Source organism: Bacillus sp. MRMR6 (assembly GCF_001940785.1).
Lineage (GTDB): Bacteria > Bacillota > Bacilli > Bacillales > Cytobacillaceae > Neobacillus.
This window is the reverse complement of the sequence record NZ_MSLS01000004.1, coordinates 162,591-178,926: the sequence shown is the minus strand read 5'-3', so window position 1 is coordinate 178,926 and position 16,336 is coordinate 162,591. Positions and strand designations below refer to the sequence as shown.

The 16,336-nt window shown below is 40.3% G+C and carries 12 protein-coding genes; all 12 read right to left on the bottom strand.

Translation table 11 applies throughout. The features are described 5' to 3' along the window. Nucleotides 1–57: 57 nt before the first annotated feature. The 12 genes from BTR25_RS06595 to BTR25_RS06540 all read right to left on the bottom strand — a co-directional run bounded on the left by BTR25_RS06595 (nucleotide 58) and on the right by BTR25_RS06540 (nucleotide 16,214). Complete coding sequence (locus tag BTR25_RS06595; RefSeq protein WP_483295237.1) at nucleotides 58–2,448, bottom strand: polyprenyl synthetase family protein; 2,391 nt, start codon at nucleotides 2,446–2,448, stop codon at nucleotides 58–60. Between the two features lie 372 nt (nucleotides 2,449–2,820). After that, on the bottom strand, nucleotides 2,821–4,287 hold the full coding sequence (locus BTR25_RS06590) for a protein adenylyltransferase SelO (protein WP_483295236.1): 1,467 nt from the start codon (nucleotides 4,285–4,287) through the stop codon (nucleotides 2,821–2,823). Between the two features lie 181 nt (nucleotides 4,288–4,468). Beyond that, nucleotides 4,469–5,176, bottom strand: coding sequence for a M48 family metallopeptidase (locus BTR25_RS06585; RefSeq protein WP_075687268.1), 708 nt, complete (start codon nucleotides 5,174–5,176; stop codon nucleotides 4,469–4,471). Between the two features lie 95 nt (nucleotides 5,177–5,271). After that, complete coding sequence (locus BTR25_RS06580; protein WP_075687267.1) at nucleotides 5,272–5,787, bottom strand: YehS family protein; 516 nt, start codon at nucleotides 5,785–5,787, stop codon at nucleotides 5,272–5,274. A gap of 121 nt (nucleotides 5,788–5,908) precedes the next feature. Further along, nucleotides 5,909–7,738 (bottom strand): ABC transporter ATP-binding protein, encoded by a 1,830-nt coding sequence (locus tag BTR25_RS06575; protein ID WP_075687358.1) that lies wholly within the window; start codon nucleotides 7,736–7,738, stop codon nucleotides 5,909–5,911. A 31-nt stretch (nucleotides 7,739–7,769) separates the two neighbouring features. Further along, nucleotides 7,770–9,533 (bottom strand): ABC transporter ATP-binding protein, encoded by a 1,764-nt coding sequence (locus tag BTR25_RS06570; protein WP_075687266.1) that lies wholly within the window; start codon nucleotides 9,531–9,533, stop codon nucleotides 7,770–7,772. A 98-nt stretch (nucleotides 9,534–9,631) separates the two neighbouring features. Continuing rightward, nucleotides 9,632–10,057 (bottom strand): MarR family winged helix-turn-helix transcriptional regulator, encoded by a 426-nt coding sequence (locus tag BTR25_RS06565; protein WP_075687265.1) that lies wholly within the window; start codon nucleotides 10,055–10,057, stop codon nucleotides 9,632–9,634. Nucleotides 10,058–10,154: 97 nt separating this feature from the next. Continuing rightward, nucleotides 10,155–11,576: a YceG family protein gene (locus BTR25_RS06560; protein ID WP_075687264.1), complete on the bottom strand. Its 1,422-nt coding sequence runs from the start codon at nucleotides 11,574–11,576 to the stop codon at nucleotides 10,155–10,157. Between the two features lie 138 nt (nucleotides 11,577–11,714). Further along, nucleotides 11,715–13,082: a 23S rRNA (uracil(1939)-C(5))-methyltransferase RlmD gene (gene rlmD, locus BTR25_RS06555; RefSeq protein WP_483295238.1), complete on the bottom strand. Its 1,368-nt coding sequence runs from the start codon at nucleotides 13,080–13,082 to the stop codon at nucleotides 11,715–11,717. A 216-nt stretch (nucleotides 13,083–13,298) separates the two neighbouring features. Further along, a complete protein-coding gene (locus tag BTR25_RS06550; RefSeq protein ID WP_075687262.1) occupies nucleotides 13,299–13,967 on the bottom strand; it encodes a P-II family nitrogen regulator in 669 nt (222 codons plus the stop codon). After that, the gene (locus BTR25_RS06545; RefSeq protein ID WP_075687261.1) at nucleotides 13,957–15,450 is read right to left on the bottom strand and encodes a DUF1538 domain-containing protein; all 1,494 of its coding nucleotides are present in this window, start codon (nucleotides 15,448–15,450) and stop codon (nucleotides 13,957–13,959) included. Before BTR25_RS06545 ends, BTR25_RS06550 begins: the two co-directional genes overlap by 11 nt. A gap of 191 nt (nucleotides 15,451–15,641) precedes the next feature. After that, nucleotides 15,642–16,214, bottom strand: a complete 573-nt coding sequence (locus BTR25_RS06540) for a TetR/AcrR family transcriptional regulator (RefSeq protein WP_075687260.1) — start codon at nucleotides 16,212–16,214, stop codon at nucleotides 15,642–15,644. Nucleotides 16,215–16,336 lie beyond the last annotated feature (122 nt).

Sequence of the window (16,336 nt, the reverse complement as noted above, 5' to 3'; positions counted from 1 at the left end):
AATTATCCTGACGTTCAAAAAGGAACAGTGACTGTCACTGTTCCCTTCTACCGAATATTAATGGTCGCGATTCATAATATAATTCAATAAATGCTTAAGAAATGTATGACTGCGTGGTAATTCCTGCAATGCTTCACTTGCTAGACAAAAATGTTCCCACATCGCTTTCTTCGCACCAATGGAACCTAAGATGGAAACAAAGGTAGTTTGATTATTTTCTGCATCTTTTCCGATTGTTTTTCCCAGTAAGTCTAGGTTTCCTTCTACATCGAGCAAATCGTCTTTAATTTGAAAAGCAATACCGGCATGGTAGGCAAATTTTTTCAAAGCACCCATTTCTAATTCACTTGCTTTTGCGAGAATGGCAGGCATGATCAGGGAAGCTTCAAAGGCCATGCCTGTCTTGTAAAAGCACATACTGTTCAATTGTTCGATTGTTGATCGTTTCCCCCTTGAACCCAAGTCCATCGCCTGTCCCTTACACATGTCGGCTGTCATCTGCGCCGAATAACGGATTAACTTAAGCACTATCTCCGAATCAAACTTGTTTAGAGAGGCCTGTTCTTCAATGGCCTTTTGAGTCAGAAATAGACCAGTTAATTCAGCCGTAGCACTGTTATACACTTTATGAAGGGTTGGACGTCCCCTTCGAATGGACGCATTATCCTGGGAAGGCAAGTCATCGAAAATTAACGAAGCTGTATGCATATATTCCAACGACCTTAGAAGCGGCACGATCGCTTCAGGCTCCAGCCCATATTCTGTTACACCCATAACCCACGTCATAATTGGCCGCAATCGCTTGCCGTCACCTTCTAAGCTGTAATTTGCAGCGTCAATAATCGGCTCATTCAGTAATGCTTCGGGTTTCGCTTTAGGGATAATTAACATAGTATTGATCTGATTCCGGACTGATTTAACCGTATCTAAAAACTCTTCCTGTTCCTTGCGTTCATTTTTTAAAAGGGTAATGATATGGTCACGAAGCAACTTATCAAAGAAATCAACATCATCTGCTTTCGCTACCATTTTTTGAATGAGACGATTAAACTCAGGCTCTCCGGAAGCAAATAGCTCGATAACCTCATTGTATTTTTCCGTTCCCATCCGTTCTTTGTAGCGCTTCAGCCCATTAATTGCCCGGTCTAGAATTACCTCACATGTCTTCCGGTCTGACTGAAATACGTTATGGATTAGATGGTTGATGACTGTCCAGTATAATTCAAATGGGTTTAGCAGGTCATCACGCTTTTCATGATATTTTAAATAATACGTATACGGTGTAACCGATCCTTCTTCCATGTCCTCAAACATATCTGCAAAATCATCCGCCAGTTGATTATAGATACCATATACGAATGTACGATTGTCAAAACCCGTGTCCTCGGGTGCACTTATTACAGAACGAACAATCAATCGGGAAGAAGAGGATTTTACAATGATGGGGATATATAGTTCTTCATTCGTATAGTTAGGATTGGATAAATCCTTGATTCGGTCCACTTCTTGAGAATGAAAGAATACATAAGCCTGTTCATAAAACAACTTCATGTTCTCCGGTCTTTGATGATTCTTAATATACTCAAAGGCTTCTCGTAATTCTGAATGGATAAATTGGATTAACTCCTTATTCCTGCCGGGCCATTCGCCCAATTCCGGCACTGTTCCTGTGGTTAGAGTGGTACGTATGAGATTTGTATATTGATTTTCCTCATCATCCGTTAAAATCTTCGCATCTAGGAGATCATCAATAAAGGGGTACGTTAACCCATAGGAATAACCTAATCTAATGGCTTCCCCCAGCTTCTGAGCCCGTTCCTCTTGTGGTGTCCCATCAGTCAGCTCTTCCACCTGATGCATAATGACACCGGCTATAAGCTTAATTAGTTTTCGCTTAGCATGCTCCGCATCCATCCCCTCTGGTATATGGGAAGAGACATGTTTTAATTTATTGATTACCCAGATAAAAGAGCTCTCAACAGCTTCCTTTTCGGCCCAGCGATACAGCCCCGCCATGCTGAATGTATCTGATGTGTCTTCTGGGTCTGCTGAGGTGGATTGAATTAGGTAGTTTTTTAAACTATCAACCACTCTCCGGATTCTTGCCTCTGTCTCAGTAGAATTCAGCGCTTTACCTAAATCGCGCATAAACAGATAGGAAATGCTTCGATCAAGATAATGATCCAGTTTTCCTGTTAGATTCAGCCAGCGGATATAATGATGATATCCCTTTGGGCCTTGCTTTTTCCTTTTACGCGCAAAAGGAAATAGTGAATGACGATGAATATGATTATGCTTCCACAATTGTATATCCTCTGTTAAAGCAGGGACGTAGGTCTTCTGCAAAACCTGCATATTAAGTTCTCTAAAATATTCAGCAGCCTTTTGTTCTGCCCGCCGGTAACATTCATCAACATTAATTTCTAATACATCGCTCATCCTGTCCATTCCCTCTGCCTTTTTATATTTAATTCTAACCGAGATTACTTAAAAGTGCCTCACATTTACTCTGAAGAAAATATAGCTTTAAGCTTGGACTTTAGTTTTTAATGAGGTTTCTTATATTGGCTATAAATGACCAGGTTGGCTTTGATAGTTGGTGATGTGGGCACTTAGACAGGTTCTAAGTGGACGAGTTGGCTACAATTTTTAGCGAAGTAGTTACCTATATGGGCACTATGTGACCTCTTTGTATCAAAGGTTAGCACAGTGGTCACTTATCCTTTTTATATGTAACATTTTTTGCATCGATGCGTAAAAAAAGAGTTTGGTTGAAAAAATATCAACCAAGCTCTTGAGATAAGTCATGCTTCCAAAAAACTACGTACCGCAAAAAGTCCGGTAAGGCCGAGTGGATGGTGCTGGCAGTTTCGTGTACTCTTCTTGCTCTGCTGAATGTGCATAAGGGTCAGCAAGCACGTCAAGAAGTCTTTTCATTACACTAAAATCCCCACAATTCTCTGCAGCTTCTAGCGCTTCTTCGACCCGGTGATTCCGGGGAATCACTGCAGGATTACTATTTCGCATCAGTTGATGAGAAGATTCCTCAGATTCCTGCTGCCTACTTAGCCTAGCTTTCCACATCTCATGCCATTCTTTAAATTCGGTGGTTCCAAATAGGTCCATCGTTTCAAGCTGATTAAACGTTAGGGCACGAAATGTATTGGTATAGTCAGCACCTTGGTTTTTCATCATCGTGAGGAGCTTCTCGATAAGCGATACATCCTGTTCCTCTTCGTTAAAAATACCAAGCTTTGCTCTCATTCCTTCTAGCCAGTTGGCTTTGAATAGTTCAGCAAAATCCGCGAGTTTGTCCTGAGCCAATGTGACAGCCTGCTCCTGGTCGTCAGCCAATAAAGGTAAAAGGGCTTCTGCCAAACGAGCCAGATTCCACACAGCAATATTCGGCTGATTGCCGAAAGCATATCGTCCTTCTCTATCGATAGAACTGAATACCGTTGCTGGATCGTACTGATCCATGAAGGCGCATGGACCATAATCAATTGTTTCCCCGCTAATCGTCATGTTATCCGTGTTCATTACACCGTGAATAAAACCAACCAGCTGCCATTTAGCTATTAACATAGCTTGACGTTTAATTACCTCTTCTAGCAAGGACAGGTATTGATTTTCAACGGCTTCAATGTCTGGGTAATGGCGTTTGATTGTATAGTCTGCTAACGCTTGAAGTTCCTCCGTCGGCCTCGCTCCTGCATATTGAAAAGTTCCCACCCTAATATGACTAGCCGCTACACGAGTCAGAATTGCACCCGGCAGTTCGGTTTCACGGATGATTGTCTCACCTGTTGTAACCACGGCTAAACTTCTGGTAGTAGGAATACCCAGTGCATGCATGGCTTCACTGATGATGTATTCACGCAGCATCGGTCCAAGCGCAGCACGCCCATCGCCTCCGCGGGAGTATGGTGTCCTTCCTGAACCCTTGAGCTGTATATCTAATCGTTCACCGGAAGGGGTAATTTGCTCACCAAGCAGTATAGCCCTACCGTCCCCTAGCATATTTAGATGACCAAACTGATGTCCTGCATAAGCTTGTGCAAGAGGAGAAGCATCCTCAGGAATCTCGTTACCAGCGAATACAGCAACAGCTTCTTCACTTTGCAGTGCTTCAACATTCAAACCCAAAGCAGCTGCCAAAGAACGATTAAGAATAACCAACTCCGTCGAACTTACAGGAGTTGGGTTATGCTTAGTAAAAAACACTCCCGGTAAACGTTCATAACTATTATCAAAATTCCATCCTGCTTGATTACCGCTTGTCATCATATCCCCCTTTTCTTTGAAGCAAAGGGACGGTTCTACTGCTTCTTCAACAGAACCGCCCTAATAAAGAATCCTAAGCTTATTTTACATATAAAGTTAAAATATATGTCTAATTTTGTTCTTAGAAAGCAATGGGACGGTTCTCCTGCTTCCTTAAGGAAGCAGGAGAACCGTCCCTGCGCACTTATACCGTCATCTTCCAGCTTGAGGCCGCTAACCACTTTTCTTTTTCTTTGTAATCTGGCATGATTTTTCCGACTAGGCGCCAGAAAGAGCGGTCATGATTAAGATGGACCATGTGGCACATTTCGTGGACGACTACGTACTTGATTACCTCTAAAGGAGCCATCGCCAACTTCCAATTGAAGGTTAACTGTTGTCTTGAATCGCAGGTGCCCCATGTTGTTTTGCTATCTGATATGCGAATAGATCGTGGTTTTGTATTGAAGCTGCTTTGATAGTTAGAGATACTCTTCTCTACAAGGGCTTTACATTGCTTATAATAGAATCGTTTAAGTGCCTGCTTTATCCTTTCATCCTCAAGCTGTTTCACCTGGATATGTAATTCATCACCCTTAAACTCAACAGTATCCTTCTCGATCTGTTCGTCTTGGAAAAATTGAATAGGATAATCTCTACCTAAGTAAAGAAATCTTTCCCCATGCTCATAAGCCTTCCTCTGCGGCCCATTCAGCCTGTCGGTCATTTCTTTTACTTTTGCCTGAATCAGGTTCCAATTAGTCTCTAATATTTGAATGACTTGGCTATCGGAAGTTCCTTTCGGAGCCTGTACCTCCACATTTCCATAGCTATCAACCGTGATTCCAAAAGAAGTCCGGTTTTTGTATTTTATTTCATAGCGAATAGTCTCATCTAAGTAGGTATGTAACATCGTTTCTCCTGTATTGGCCTTCTCGGGACAATGTCCGCTCATATTGGTGTTAGTTTGTCTTGCAATTGAACTTCCCGAACCTCATCTAATCCGAGTCATCCTCTATATTTAATAGCAAGTCCCTTTAAAAAGTTTCGGGCGTATTTGTCGCCGCATTCTTTGTAGTTTTTATGACCTTCTTTTCGAAGTAAGGCTCCAAGTTCGCCTTTTGTTACGGTGATGCCTGCTTTTTCAAATAGATCGAGCATGTCCTCTGTTGTTAGTGCTAGAGCAATTTTTACTTTCTTTAGCAAAAGATTATTAACATTTACGCTTTTCTTTAATGGTGGTTCTGGAGCAGCTGGTTGGCCAGGTTTGGGCTCTTGTTTTCCTCTTTTATAAATAATCAAACCATTTAAAAAGGAATCAAACATACCGTTATTCACCCGGATTTGCCCGTTACCGTCACCGTCATCCTCAGCATCATATTCCTCTTCATCTGATTTGGTGAGAATCTGGATAACTTCTGGTACGGTTACCTCCACACCGCCAAGTTTAAAAATCTCTGCCATTTCTTTATTTTTAATTTCAAGCGCATATCGCAAACGAATTAATATATCGTTATTTTCCATCAGTCGACCTCCTACTTTTAAAAACGGGTGCCTGTCACCAAAAGTAACAGGCACCCACCCTCTATATATTAGTACATTTATCACAACAACTTCAACTTATCCACGGCATATCGCTTCCAGGTTAGGATGCATTTTCAAACTGACTGTTGTAAAGTTCCGCATAGAAACCATTTTTTCCAAGTAATTCTTGGTGATTTCCGCTTTCGATAATGTCTCCATCCTTCATGACAAGTATTAAGTCAGCATTTTTGATGGTCGAGAGCCTATGGGCGATCACAAAGGAGGTCTTGCCCACGGTAAGCTGGTCCATCGCCTCTTGAATCAATACTTCTGTACGGGTATCAACAGAACTTGTCGCCTCATCCAAAATTAGCAGTGGAGCATTTACAACCATAGCACGAGCAATGGTGATCAGCTGTTTCTGTCCGGCAGAAAGATTAGCCTTATCGTCGAGCACCGTGTCGTATCCCTTTGGCAGGGTTTTAATAAAATGATGAAGTCCTACCGCTTTGCAGGCTGCTTCAACCTCCTCGTCGGTTACTCCCTTTCTAGCATAAGCAATATTTTCACGGATAGTACCTTCAAACAGCCACGTGTCTTGCAGAACCATACAGAAAAGGTCGTGAATATTTCCGCGAGTAAGCCTGTTGATTGGAACACCGTCAATTAATATTTCCCCTCCGTTTACTTCATAAAAACGCATGAGCAGGTTAATGAGAGTTGTTTTCCCTGCACCGGTAGGTCCAACAATTGCAACCTTCTGTCCAGCTTTTACCGTTACCGAAAAATTATTGATGACCATTTTATTTTCACTATAGCCAAAGCGAACATTCCTAAATTCAACATATCCACTTGCCTTCTCGAGGCATGTGGTCTTTTCACTCTCATTTGCAAGTTCTTCTTCAGCAAGAAATTCAAATACACGTTCACTTGCAGCAGCTGTTGACTGTAAGCTCGTTGCTGCCTGGGCAAGCTGCGCAAGAGGCTGGGTGAACAGCCGAATATAAATCATAAACGCCACAATGACACCAAAGGTGATTGTGCCATTCACGGCAAGCACCGCTCCCACAATACTGACAACCACATAGCCAAAATTGCCCACAAACATCATTAACGGCATCATAAGTCCTGAGAGAAATTGTGATTTCCAAGAGCTGTTATATAATCTCGTGTTAATTTCGTGGAAGGTTTCCTTTGCTTTCTTTTCACCATTAAAAACCTTAACAATATGGTGTCCAGAATAAATTTCTTCAATATGCCCATTCAGCTTCCCAAGCTCTTTTTGCTGCTCTGCAAAATAGATCTGAGATTTGGAGATGATGAAAGTCATAAAAGCAAAGCCTATAATTGTTGAAAGAATAGCAGATATGGCCATAATCCAATTGGTGTAGAACATCATGATGAGTGAACCAACGAATATGGTAATAGCTGTAACAAGCGTTCCTAGGCTTTGATTCATTGTCTGACCAATTAAATCAATATCATTCGTAACCCGGCTTAGTACATCCCCGGTACTAGTAGAATCAAAGTATTTTAAAGGCAGGCGGTTGATTTTTGTTGAAATATCCGTTCGTAATTTCTTTGAAACCCGCTGCGTGACCGTTGCCATAATAAAGCCTTGAATATAATTAAAAATAAAGCCTAAGCCATAAAGGAAGGCCAGTATGGCTCCAATCCACACTACAGCATCTAGGTCAATCTCTGCCATTAATCCTTCTGTAATTAAATCTGTAATTCGGCTTAGCATCTCGGGGCCAATGATATTGAAAATTGCTCCTGCCATGGCAAGGACCAAGGCAATAATCATGAATGGTATATAAACTTTACAATAAGATAAAAGCTGCTTAATCGTTTTGTTGAAATCTTTTGCCTTTGCACCTGGTCCTGCCATAGGGCCGCCTGGTGTGGGAGGCCCCCCTGGCGATCCAACTTTTCCATGAGGAGGGTTCATCTGATTGTGTTCACGTTTTGCCAAATCGTTTTTAGCCAATTTCAAGCTCCTCCTTTGATAACTGAGAATAAGCAATTTCCTGATAAACACTGCAATTCACCAATAGCTCATTATGAGTGCCGATACCAACCACTTCACCATCGTTCAGTACAATGATCCGGTCCGCGTCCTTAATCGTACCAATCCGCTGTGCAACAATTAAGGTGGTTGCATCCTTAATTTCCTTTTTGAGCAATGAACGCAGGACTCTATCTGTCTTATAATCTAGTGCCGAAAATGAATCGTCGAATAGGTAAATTTCAGGCTGCCTGTGGATGGCACGGGCGATAGATAATCGCTGTTTTTGTCCACCAGACAGGTTCGTACCGCCTTGTGAAATCTTCGCCTCATACTCTCCTTCCATTTTTTCAACAAACTCCTTACCTTGAGCAATCTCTACTGCTTTCATGATGCCAGACTTATCTAAAGAGTCATTTGCAATTTCTCCATAGGCAACATTAGAAGAAACGGTACCGCTAAACAAGACCGCTTTCTGTGCCACATAACCAAGCTTATTTCGTAACGCATCCTGGGAATAATTTTTGACATTCATTCCGTCTATTAAAATTTCACCTTCCGTGGCATCATAGAATCGCGGGATCAGGTTAATCAATGTGCTTTTCCCACTCCCCGTTGATCCGATAAAGGCTACTGTTTCTCCTTGGTGTGCAGTGAAACTTATGTTTCGTAGAATATAGTCAGTTGCATCCGGATATTTAAAACTAACATTCCGAAATTCTACTGCTCCAGAAAAGCCTTTCTTCCCTTCTCTTGCATTTCCATCCAGTATTTTTGCTTCGGTATTTAATACCTCATTAATCCTCTTTGCGGAAACAGAAGCACGAGGAACCATAATAAACACCATGGATAGCATCATAAAGGCCATAATCACCTGCATGGCATATGAAGAGAATACAACCATGTCGCTAAACAATGGCAATCTTGCCGGAAGCGAAGCATTGCTAATGAGAAATGCACCAATCCAATAGATAGCGAGAGTCATCCCTGACATAATCAGACCCATCGTCGGCATCATAATCGCCATCGTTCGGTTAGTAAATAGATTTGTCTGTGTCAGTTCGCTGTTTGCCTTTTCAAACTTTTCTTCCTGGTATCCTTCTGCATTATAAGCATGGACCACACGTATACCTGTCAGGTTTTCTCTTGTAACCCGATTCAAGTTATCAGTCAGGTTTTGTATAATTTTAAATTTTGGCAATGCCACTAAAATGATAATCGATAGCATTACAATAAGGAAAGCAACCGCCAACCCTGTTGCTGCCGTCCATTGCCAGCTTTTTCCCATAATCTTCAAAATCGCCCAAACAGCTAATATGGGAGCCTTAACAATCGCCTGCAGTCCCATTGCAATCAGCAGCTGAATTTGGGTAATATCATTTGTTGAGCGCGTAATCAAGCTTGAAGTTGAAAAGCCATTGATTTCTTGCATCGAGAAGGACAAGGTCTTGTCGAACACCATACCGCGAAGACGGACAGAAAAACCGGCAGCAACCTTTGCCGCAAAAAAGCCCACAATCATCGCCGCGAACATACTTCCAACAGCACACAATAGCATATATCCGCCTTGAACAAGAACCTCACTCATCTTACTGCCTTCTGTCTGAACCAGCATAGTAATCTCATATATATAGTCAGGCAATTTTAAGTCGAGCCAAACCTGTGTCACAATGAAGATTAAACTACAAACAATTAATAACCACTCTTTCATCTGCAGATGTTTAAAAATTTTCAACATGTGAATATACCCCCTAATGAAGCTACCCTATAAATCTAATAGTGTTAGATACTTATTTTAAAATAATGCAGACGCTAATTTTCATAGCCTGCATTTACTCAATCACTTTCTTGATGAATTTCAGTAATCCGTTTAATGATTCGTACAAATTCATTTGCATCATGTTCACCAAGTTTCCTAAGTGTTTTCTCCATCATCCGCATTGCCTGCTCGTGTTCTTCGAGCATAAAGCTTCTTCCAGGTTCCGTAATCGTTACAATGACAATCCGTTTATCAGCAGTGTCCCTATTACGTTCAATGAATCCTTTTTTTGATAAGCTATTGAGGGCGGAAGCAACCCGAGGAGTGCTTAGGTCAAGATGCTCGCTAAGTTCACCTGATGTAGCCCCGTTTTTTCCAAATGTCAGATACCCTAATATTTTTCTTTCCCCATGTGAAATGTCATCTACTTTTTTCTGGAACGGCATTTTAGGGGCCCTAATCATGCTTTGAAACAGTTCATTCGCCAACAGCCTGTAATCCATACGTAACCCCTTTCTAATTATCTAATACTATTAGATAATATATTTTGTTTTGGCTAAATTGTCAACAAAAAAGAAAAAAAGGCAATCCCCAAAGGAATTACCCCATCTTTTTTAAAATCGCATCGGCGAAAAGCTTGATATATTTTGTTCCCACGGCTAAATTTAAATTCTGTCCTTCGTCAAAGCCTGCGGTGGTGATGCCAATAAGATTTCCGTATAAATCAATTAATGCCCCTCCTGAGCTTCCTGCCGAAATGGGTGCGGTTATTTGAAGTACTTCTATGTCTCCAAAGTCTCTAAAACCTGAAATAATCCCGTCTGAAATGGTATTAAAAAGACCCAAGGGGCTGCCAATAGCGACTATTTTTTGTCCCCTTACCAGTTTCTCTTGTGGATTGATCAAAAGCGGTTCGGTTCGCTGATCAATCTTTAATAAGGCTAAATCATAATTTTGGTGATACTTCACTAACCTATTCGTAAAATACTCCGTTTCGTTATTTTCGAAGGTAATGCCATAAACTTCACCTTTTTGAATCACATGAAAATTGGTTAAGATAAAACCATCCTCGGTGATGACCACTCCCGAACCTCTGCCTAATAATTCCTTTTGATTATTATAAACATTTATTAATACAACGGACTGGGCTAGTTCAGCTAATTCCTCATAGCTCTTTTCTGTTTTCCTGCTGCTAAAATTCTGCTCAGCAGATGTTTTCTTTATTGGCTTCTCATCTACAGCATTGAGTGTTACTTGAACCTCTTTTTTAGCAGGCACCGAAATTACAGGCCATTTACTAATTCCCTGAGTTGTATACGGTTGTTTAATCAGGATGGATCTATTATTGATTTGCGGGAGAATCTCTTTCATATCTTCCTTCGGGTTAATATATAGTACATCACAACCCATGTTTGACAAAAACAATAGTAAATACTGCTCATGCTTTTTTATATCACCATAATAAATAACCTTGGGTATATGATTGAAATTGAAATACTCATCAAATAATTCTTTTACATAACAATTCATCCAGATGAGAAATTTAATCCCAAAGTTTCTTCTTGCTGAGGAACCTTTCGCAGCATTGTTTTGATCATATAGCTTTATTATTTCTTTAAAAAGAGTCTTTTTTGTCCATTCTAGCGTGTTCTCTCTGATTAAATAGCCCAGATTCAATTTGTAAAGTTGGCTGTGGTCAAAAGGGATTTGACTTTCTAGTTTCAGATATTCATTCCAACTTTGTTCCGCAATTTGTATCTCACTTTGAGAGAAACCATTATAGAGACCACCTTCTAATCGCAAGTATCCTGTATTTAGCTTTCGCAAATCTTGGTCCATGTGCCCGAGCATGTCTAGATGGCTTTTTTCATCGGTAGAAACACCAATGTATCTAATAAATATTACTCTTTTCACTTTACGATCTGTTCCACATCTATCTAGATTCGACACTGTTCTTATCATCTCAAACGGGTTTTCTGTATGTATAATCGTTGTTTTTACAGGCTTTTCTTTCACAATCACTCAAATCACTCCCAAGACCGGTTCATACTCAACACTATTATTCCTCATTCTTAGATTCCACATTAATTTGAATTTACCTTCGACACAGATTAAAAAAACTGCACTTCAGTTAAAGTGCAGTTACAAATTCTTATAAAACTATTGGTTTAAAACGAGCAGTGCCACGCATTCGACATGAACGGTATGAGGGAATAGATCAACCGGCTGGACAACTTTTAACGTATAGCCAAATGGTTGCAGCTCCTTAATATCAGTAGCGAATGTATCTGGATTACATGATACATAGACAATTCGTTCTGGTTTGGAACGGCCGATTCTTCTCATTACCTTTCCACCTGCACCTGAACGCGGCGGGTCAAGCAGTAACAGTTCCGGACTACCGAAGTCCTCAAGCACCTGGTCAATTCCTTTACGCGCATCTTTAGCTAAGAATGAGGTGTTAAAAATTCCATTGTCCATAGCATTTCTTTTCGCCGACTCAATGGATGTTTCAACAATTTCAATTCCTGCCAACTTCCCTACTCGATTAGCAAATGGCAGAGAAAACGTACCGACTCCACAGAAAAGGTCAATCATCTTTTCTGTTTTTTTCGGCGCTCCCATTTCGATTGCTAAATCAACCAATTTTTGCGCCTGGGTTGGATTTGTTTGAAAGAAAGTATCAAACCATAGACGGAAACGGTAACCACTCATTTCATCATAGATGAAGTCTCTTCCAGCTAAGAGATAACTATTTTCTGATTGTGTACGGTCGGCCCACTGTGTATTTTCGAGCCACATTAAGCTTTTTACTTGGGGAAACTTTTCAGCTATACGTCTTACCAAGTCATCAGCTGCCTTTTCAAGCTGACCAGAAGGTGCCTCTGTTGCAAATATCCCCAGCATGATTTCCCCTGTGGCAAAGGACTGTCTTACCATCAAATGTCGCAGCAGTCCTTCATGAGTATCTTTGTTATACCCTGTTAATTGCTGATTTTTCACCCAAGCGGCTACTTCCATTGCTGCCTCTACCATTTCTTTTCCTGCAATAAAGCACGTCTCAAGGGGGATCACTTTACGGAAGTTTCCTTGTTCATGCAGACCAAGAGATCCATCTGGGGCAAAAGTAAACTCCATTTTGTTACGATAATGCCAAGGCTCATCCATCCCTATCGTATCTAGGACCAAATTCGGGTCAAACCCTTGCGCTGTGATGACGTCTTTTACATGGGTTGTTTTATGTTTTAACTGTCCTTCGTATTGCCAATGCTGCCATACACACCCTCCGCATCTTTCAAAATGTGGACATGGTGCTGTTGTTCTTTCTGAATGAACCTCAAGAACCTCTTCTGGCTGAGCCTTTCTTCTTCTCCGTTCAGGCTGATCGACCGTTACTCTCACCTTTTCTCCAGGTAGAGTTTGTGGAATCGTAAGCTTTAGCTTTTTCGGATTACCCAGTTCATTTTTGCGCCAAATGACTGCTTGTCCTGATCCTTTTTCATCTAAATGGCTGATTTCGGCAACCATCTTTTCTCCAATAGTAATGGTCAAATTGAGTACCTCCTTCATACTGTTTCCCTATTTTTATAGAATGGTAACCTAAGAACATATTAAATAAACATTATCCAAGTATAAAGGACAAGCAGCCATTATGAAAACATTTCATGTTTAGTAGATATTAGCAAAAGAAAAGAAGCCCGAACGCTGACGGGCTCTCCTTCAAGAATGTAAGTAAACTAGGAACTAATTATATAAACCATATGTTTTGTTAACATCTTGGATAAAGATAATTCCATTACCAGGCTCATCTATTTTAAGCTTGTTTCTGATTGAGGTAACAATTGCTTCAGTGCTGTCTTTTGCAGACAGAATCATCACAATTTCTTTCTCAGGCTCAATTTCCATTGCAAATAACTTACTTGTTTCATGTATTCCAGAACCTCTTGCGTTAATAATGGTACCGCCTTTAGAACCTGCTTCCGTTGCTGCCTCGATAACAGCCTCCGCATTACCCTTTTCCACGATTACCGTAATGGAATGAAACATCATATCATCTGCACCTCTTCCTTCATTAATATGCTCGCTTTTGCAGCTCCTGGCTCCAATTACATGGCAAACGGGAATCGTAAAGGCGATCCCATGACCTGGTTTAGCAAACTTAAATTTGTTATCAAGCTGTTCAAGGGCGTGATTGATTGTTTTTTTAGTAGAGACCATTATGACAATCTCTTTCCTAACATCAGATATTGCTAAAAATTTCAAGAGGCGGTTTTTTATGGTGCCTTTCCCCAATAACACAGTCCCCCCTGAAATACCGTATTTTTTAGCTGTCTGCATCACTTTCGTTCCTAAGCCGAAATTTACGATGACACAAACTAGTTCAAACTCGGTCATTTCAGAATTACTCGACATCCCTTTCTAGTCCCCCTCTTTTCGATTTTAGCTTAAAGGCTAGGCCTAAAACCTGCAAAGCAATTAAAGGTGTTAACGCTACCATCGCGATCATCCCAAATCCATCGACTAACACATTTGCACCTTCTATCGCTTCCGCTGCTCCAGTAACAAATGCCAATATAAAAGTTGCTGTCATCGGGCCAGATGCAACTCCTCCCGAATCAAACGCGATCCCAACAAATAATTTCGGAGCGAAGTAAGTCATCATAATCGCTATGAGATAACCAGGCAAGAGATAATGCCACAATTGAAGTTCCGGTATGAGGATTCTTAGCATCGATAATGCTACAGCAAGGCCTACCCCGATAGAAAGTGTATTCATCACCACTTTCCTTCTTACATATCCGCTCGTAACATCCTCTATCTGGTGTGTTAGGACGTGAACTGCTGGTTCAGCCAATATTGTCACGAACCCGAGCACAAAGGCTACAATAATAAGGTATGCTTTATTATCTAATAATGCTATGTCATGTCCTACGGTTGTGCCAACATCCATAAACCCTGCGTTGACTCCAACTAAAAAGAGGACAAGTCCTACGAATGTCAGTAACAGCCCCATTAAGATTTTCCGAACTGCTTCCTTAGACATTTTAAAGGATATCTTCTGAAATATAAAAAAAAGGAGGATGATGGGAAGTAATGCTAGGACCACCTCTCCCGCTAGGATCGGGGTCTTTTTTATAAAGGGGCCAAATATCGAATTCGAGTCTACTAAATGATGTTGTAGACTTCCAGTTATTTTATCGGATTTGGAAATGATATTCATAATCATCACAGAAATGATAGCACCGGTGGAAGCAACAGCCACAAGTCCAAAGCTGTCTTTTTCAGATGCTTTACTATCCTTCTTTAGAATAGAAACCCCTACTGCTAGTGCAAGAATAAATGGGACGGTCAATGCGCCTGTCGTTGCGCCAGAGGCATCAAAGGAAATCGCTAAGAACTCCGGTGAGGTAAACACAGCTAGAATAAAAACAAGCAAATATAAAACTGTCAATAATTTATATAAGGGGAAATTGTAGACAATCCTGACAAGACCAACAGAAACAAGGGCAGCAATCCCAACTGATACAATGACGACAATACTTCCCTTTGATACCAGCCCGGAAGTAACTGCCTCGATTTGCCCTGCAAGGATATGTAAATCTGGTTCTGCAATCGAGATGAAAAATCCCAGAACTAAACCAGCAATAATAACGATCCAAATTTTATTAGATTTAGCAATCGTTTTTCCCATCGATTGACCAATAGGAGTAATCCCAATATCAACCCCAAATAAAAAGATCGATAATCCAATAATAATTAAGATCGCACCAAGCATAAACCGAATAATTAATGATGAATCGAGAGGAGTTAGCGTAAAGTTTAAGATTAAAACAATTACTGTTATGGGGAGAACCGCAAATAAAACTTCCTTTAATTTAGAAACAAGAACACTCAAATATCAATCATCCCTTTCTATAAAATTAATAATTTATTTTTATATTAAAATAAAAAGTCTGCCTCATTAGGACACAAGTACCCAATTGTGACAGACTCCTCCAAAAACACGAAAGTTCTATTTAATATAATTCCATCTTTATTATCGCATATAGATGTTTATTTAAAAAGTTAAAAAATCAGACTTCTTTATTAGTTTCTTAACGAAGAAAGCCCCTTAATGGCAAGTGTTGTAATAATTTCTGCTATTTCCTTCGGTGACTTATCGAGCCCATTATTTAGCCATTTCTCCAGTACATGAATACTCCCGCTAACAGCAAACAAGCTTCCATACTCAAAAATTTCCGAATCCTCAATTGAATACGTAGCCATCCAGTTTTTCACTGTAAATTCATGAGCCACCTTCATCACCCGTTTTTTAAAGCTGGAATCACCATGTTCACTTAACAGCGTCCTGCATATATCACTGTTTGCCGCCACATACTCAAATATTTTTTCAGTCATTCGTAATGTTTCTTCATCTTGTTGGTAATCGTATTTTGTAAGGGTTTCCGTCATATCCTGAATAATTTCTTCTTCAATTTGAGTAAGAAGGTCGTATTGATCAGCGTAATGGGAATAGAAGGTTGATCGATTGATGTCTGCAAACTCACACAACTCTTTTACTGAAATGCTCGAGATTGGTTTTTCATTTAACAATTGCATCAAACTATTCTTTAGAACCATTCTCGTATATTTTACTCGTCTGTCTATTTTTGAACTCAATGTAAAAACTCCTCCACTTATCCAACATTACACTGAAATATGTTGGATATATAACAAATCTTAATGAACTGTTTGTTGTAAAACCAACACAATGTCCATTATAATTGTACAGGTAAATGGAT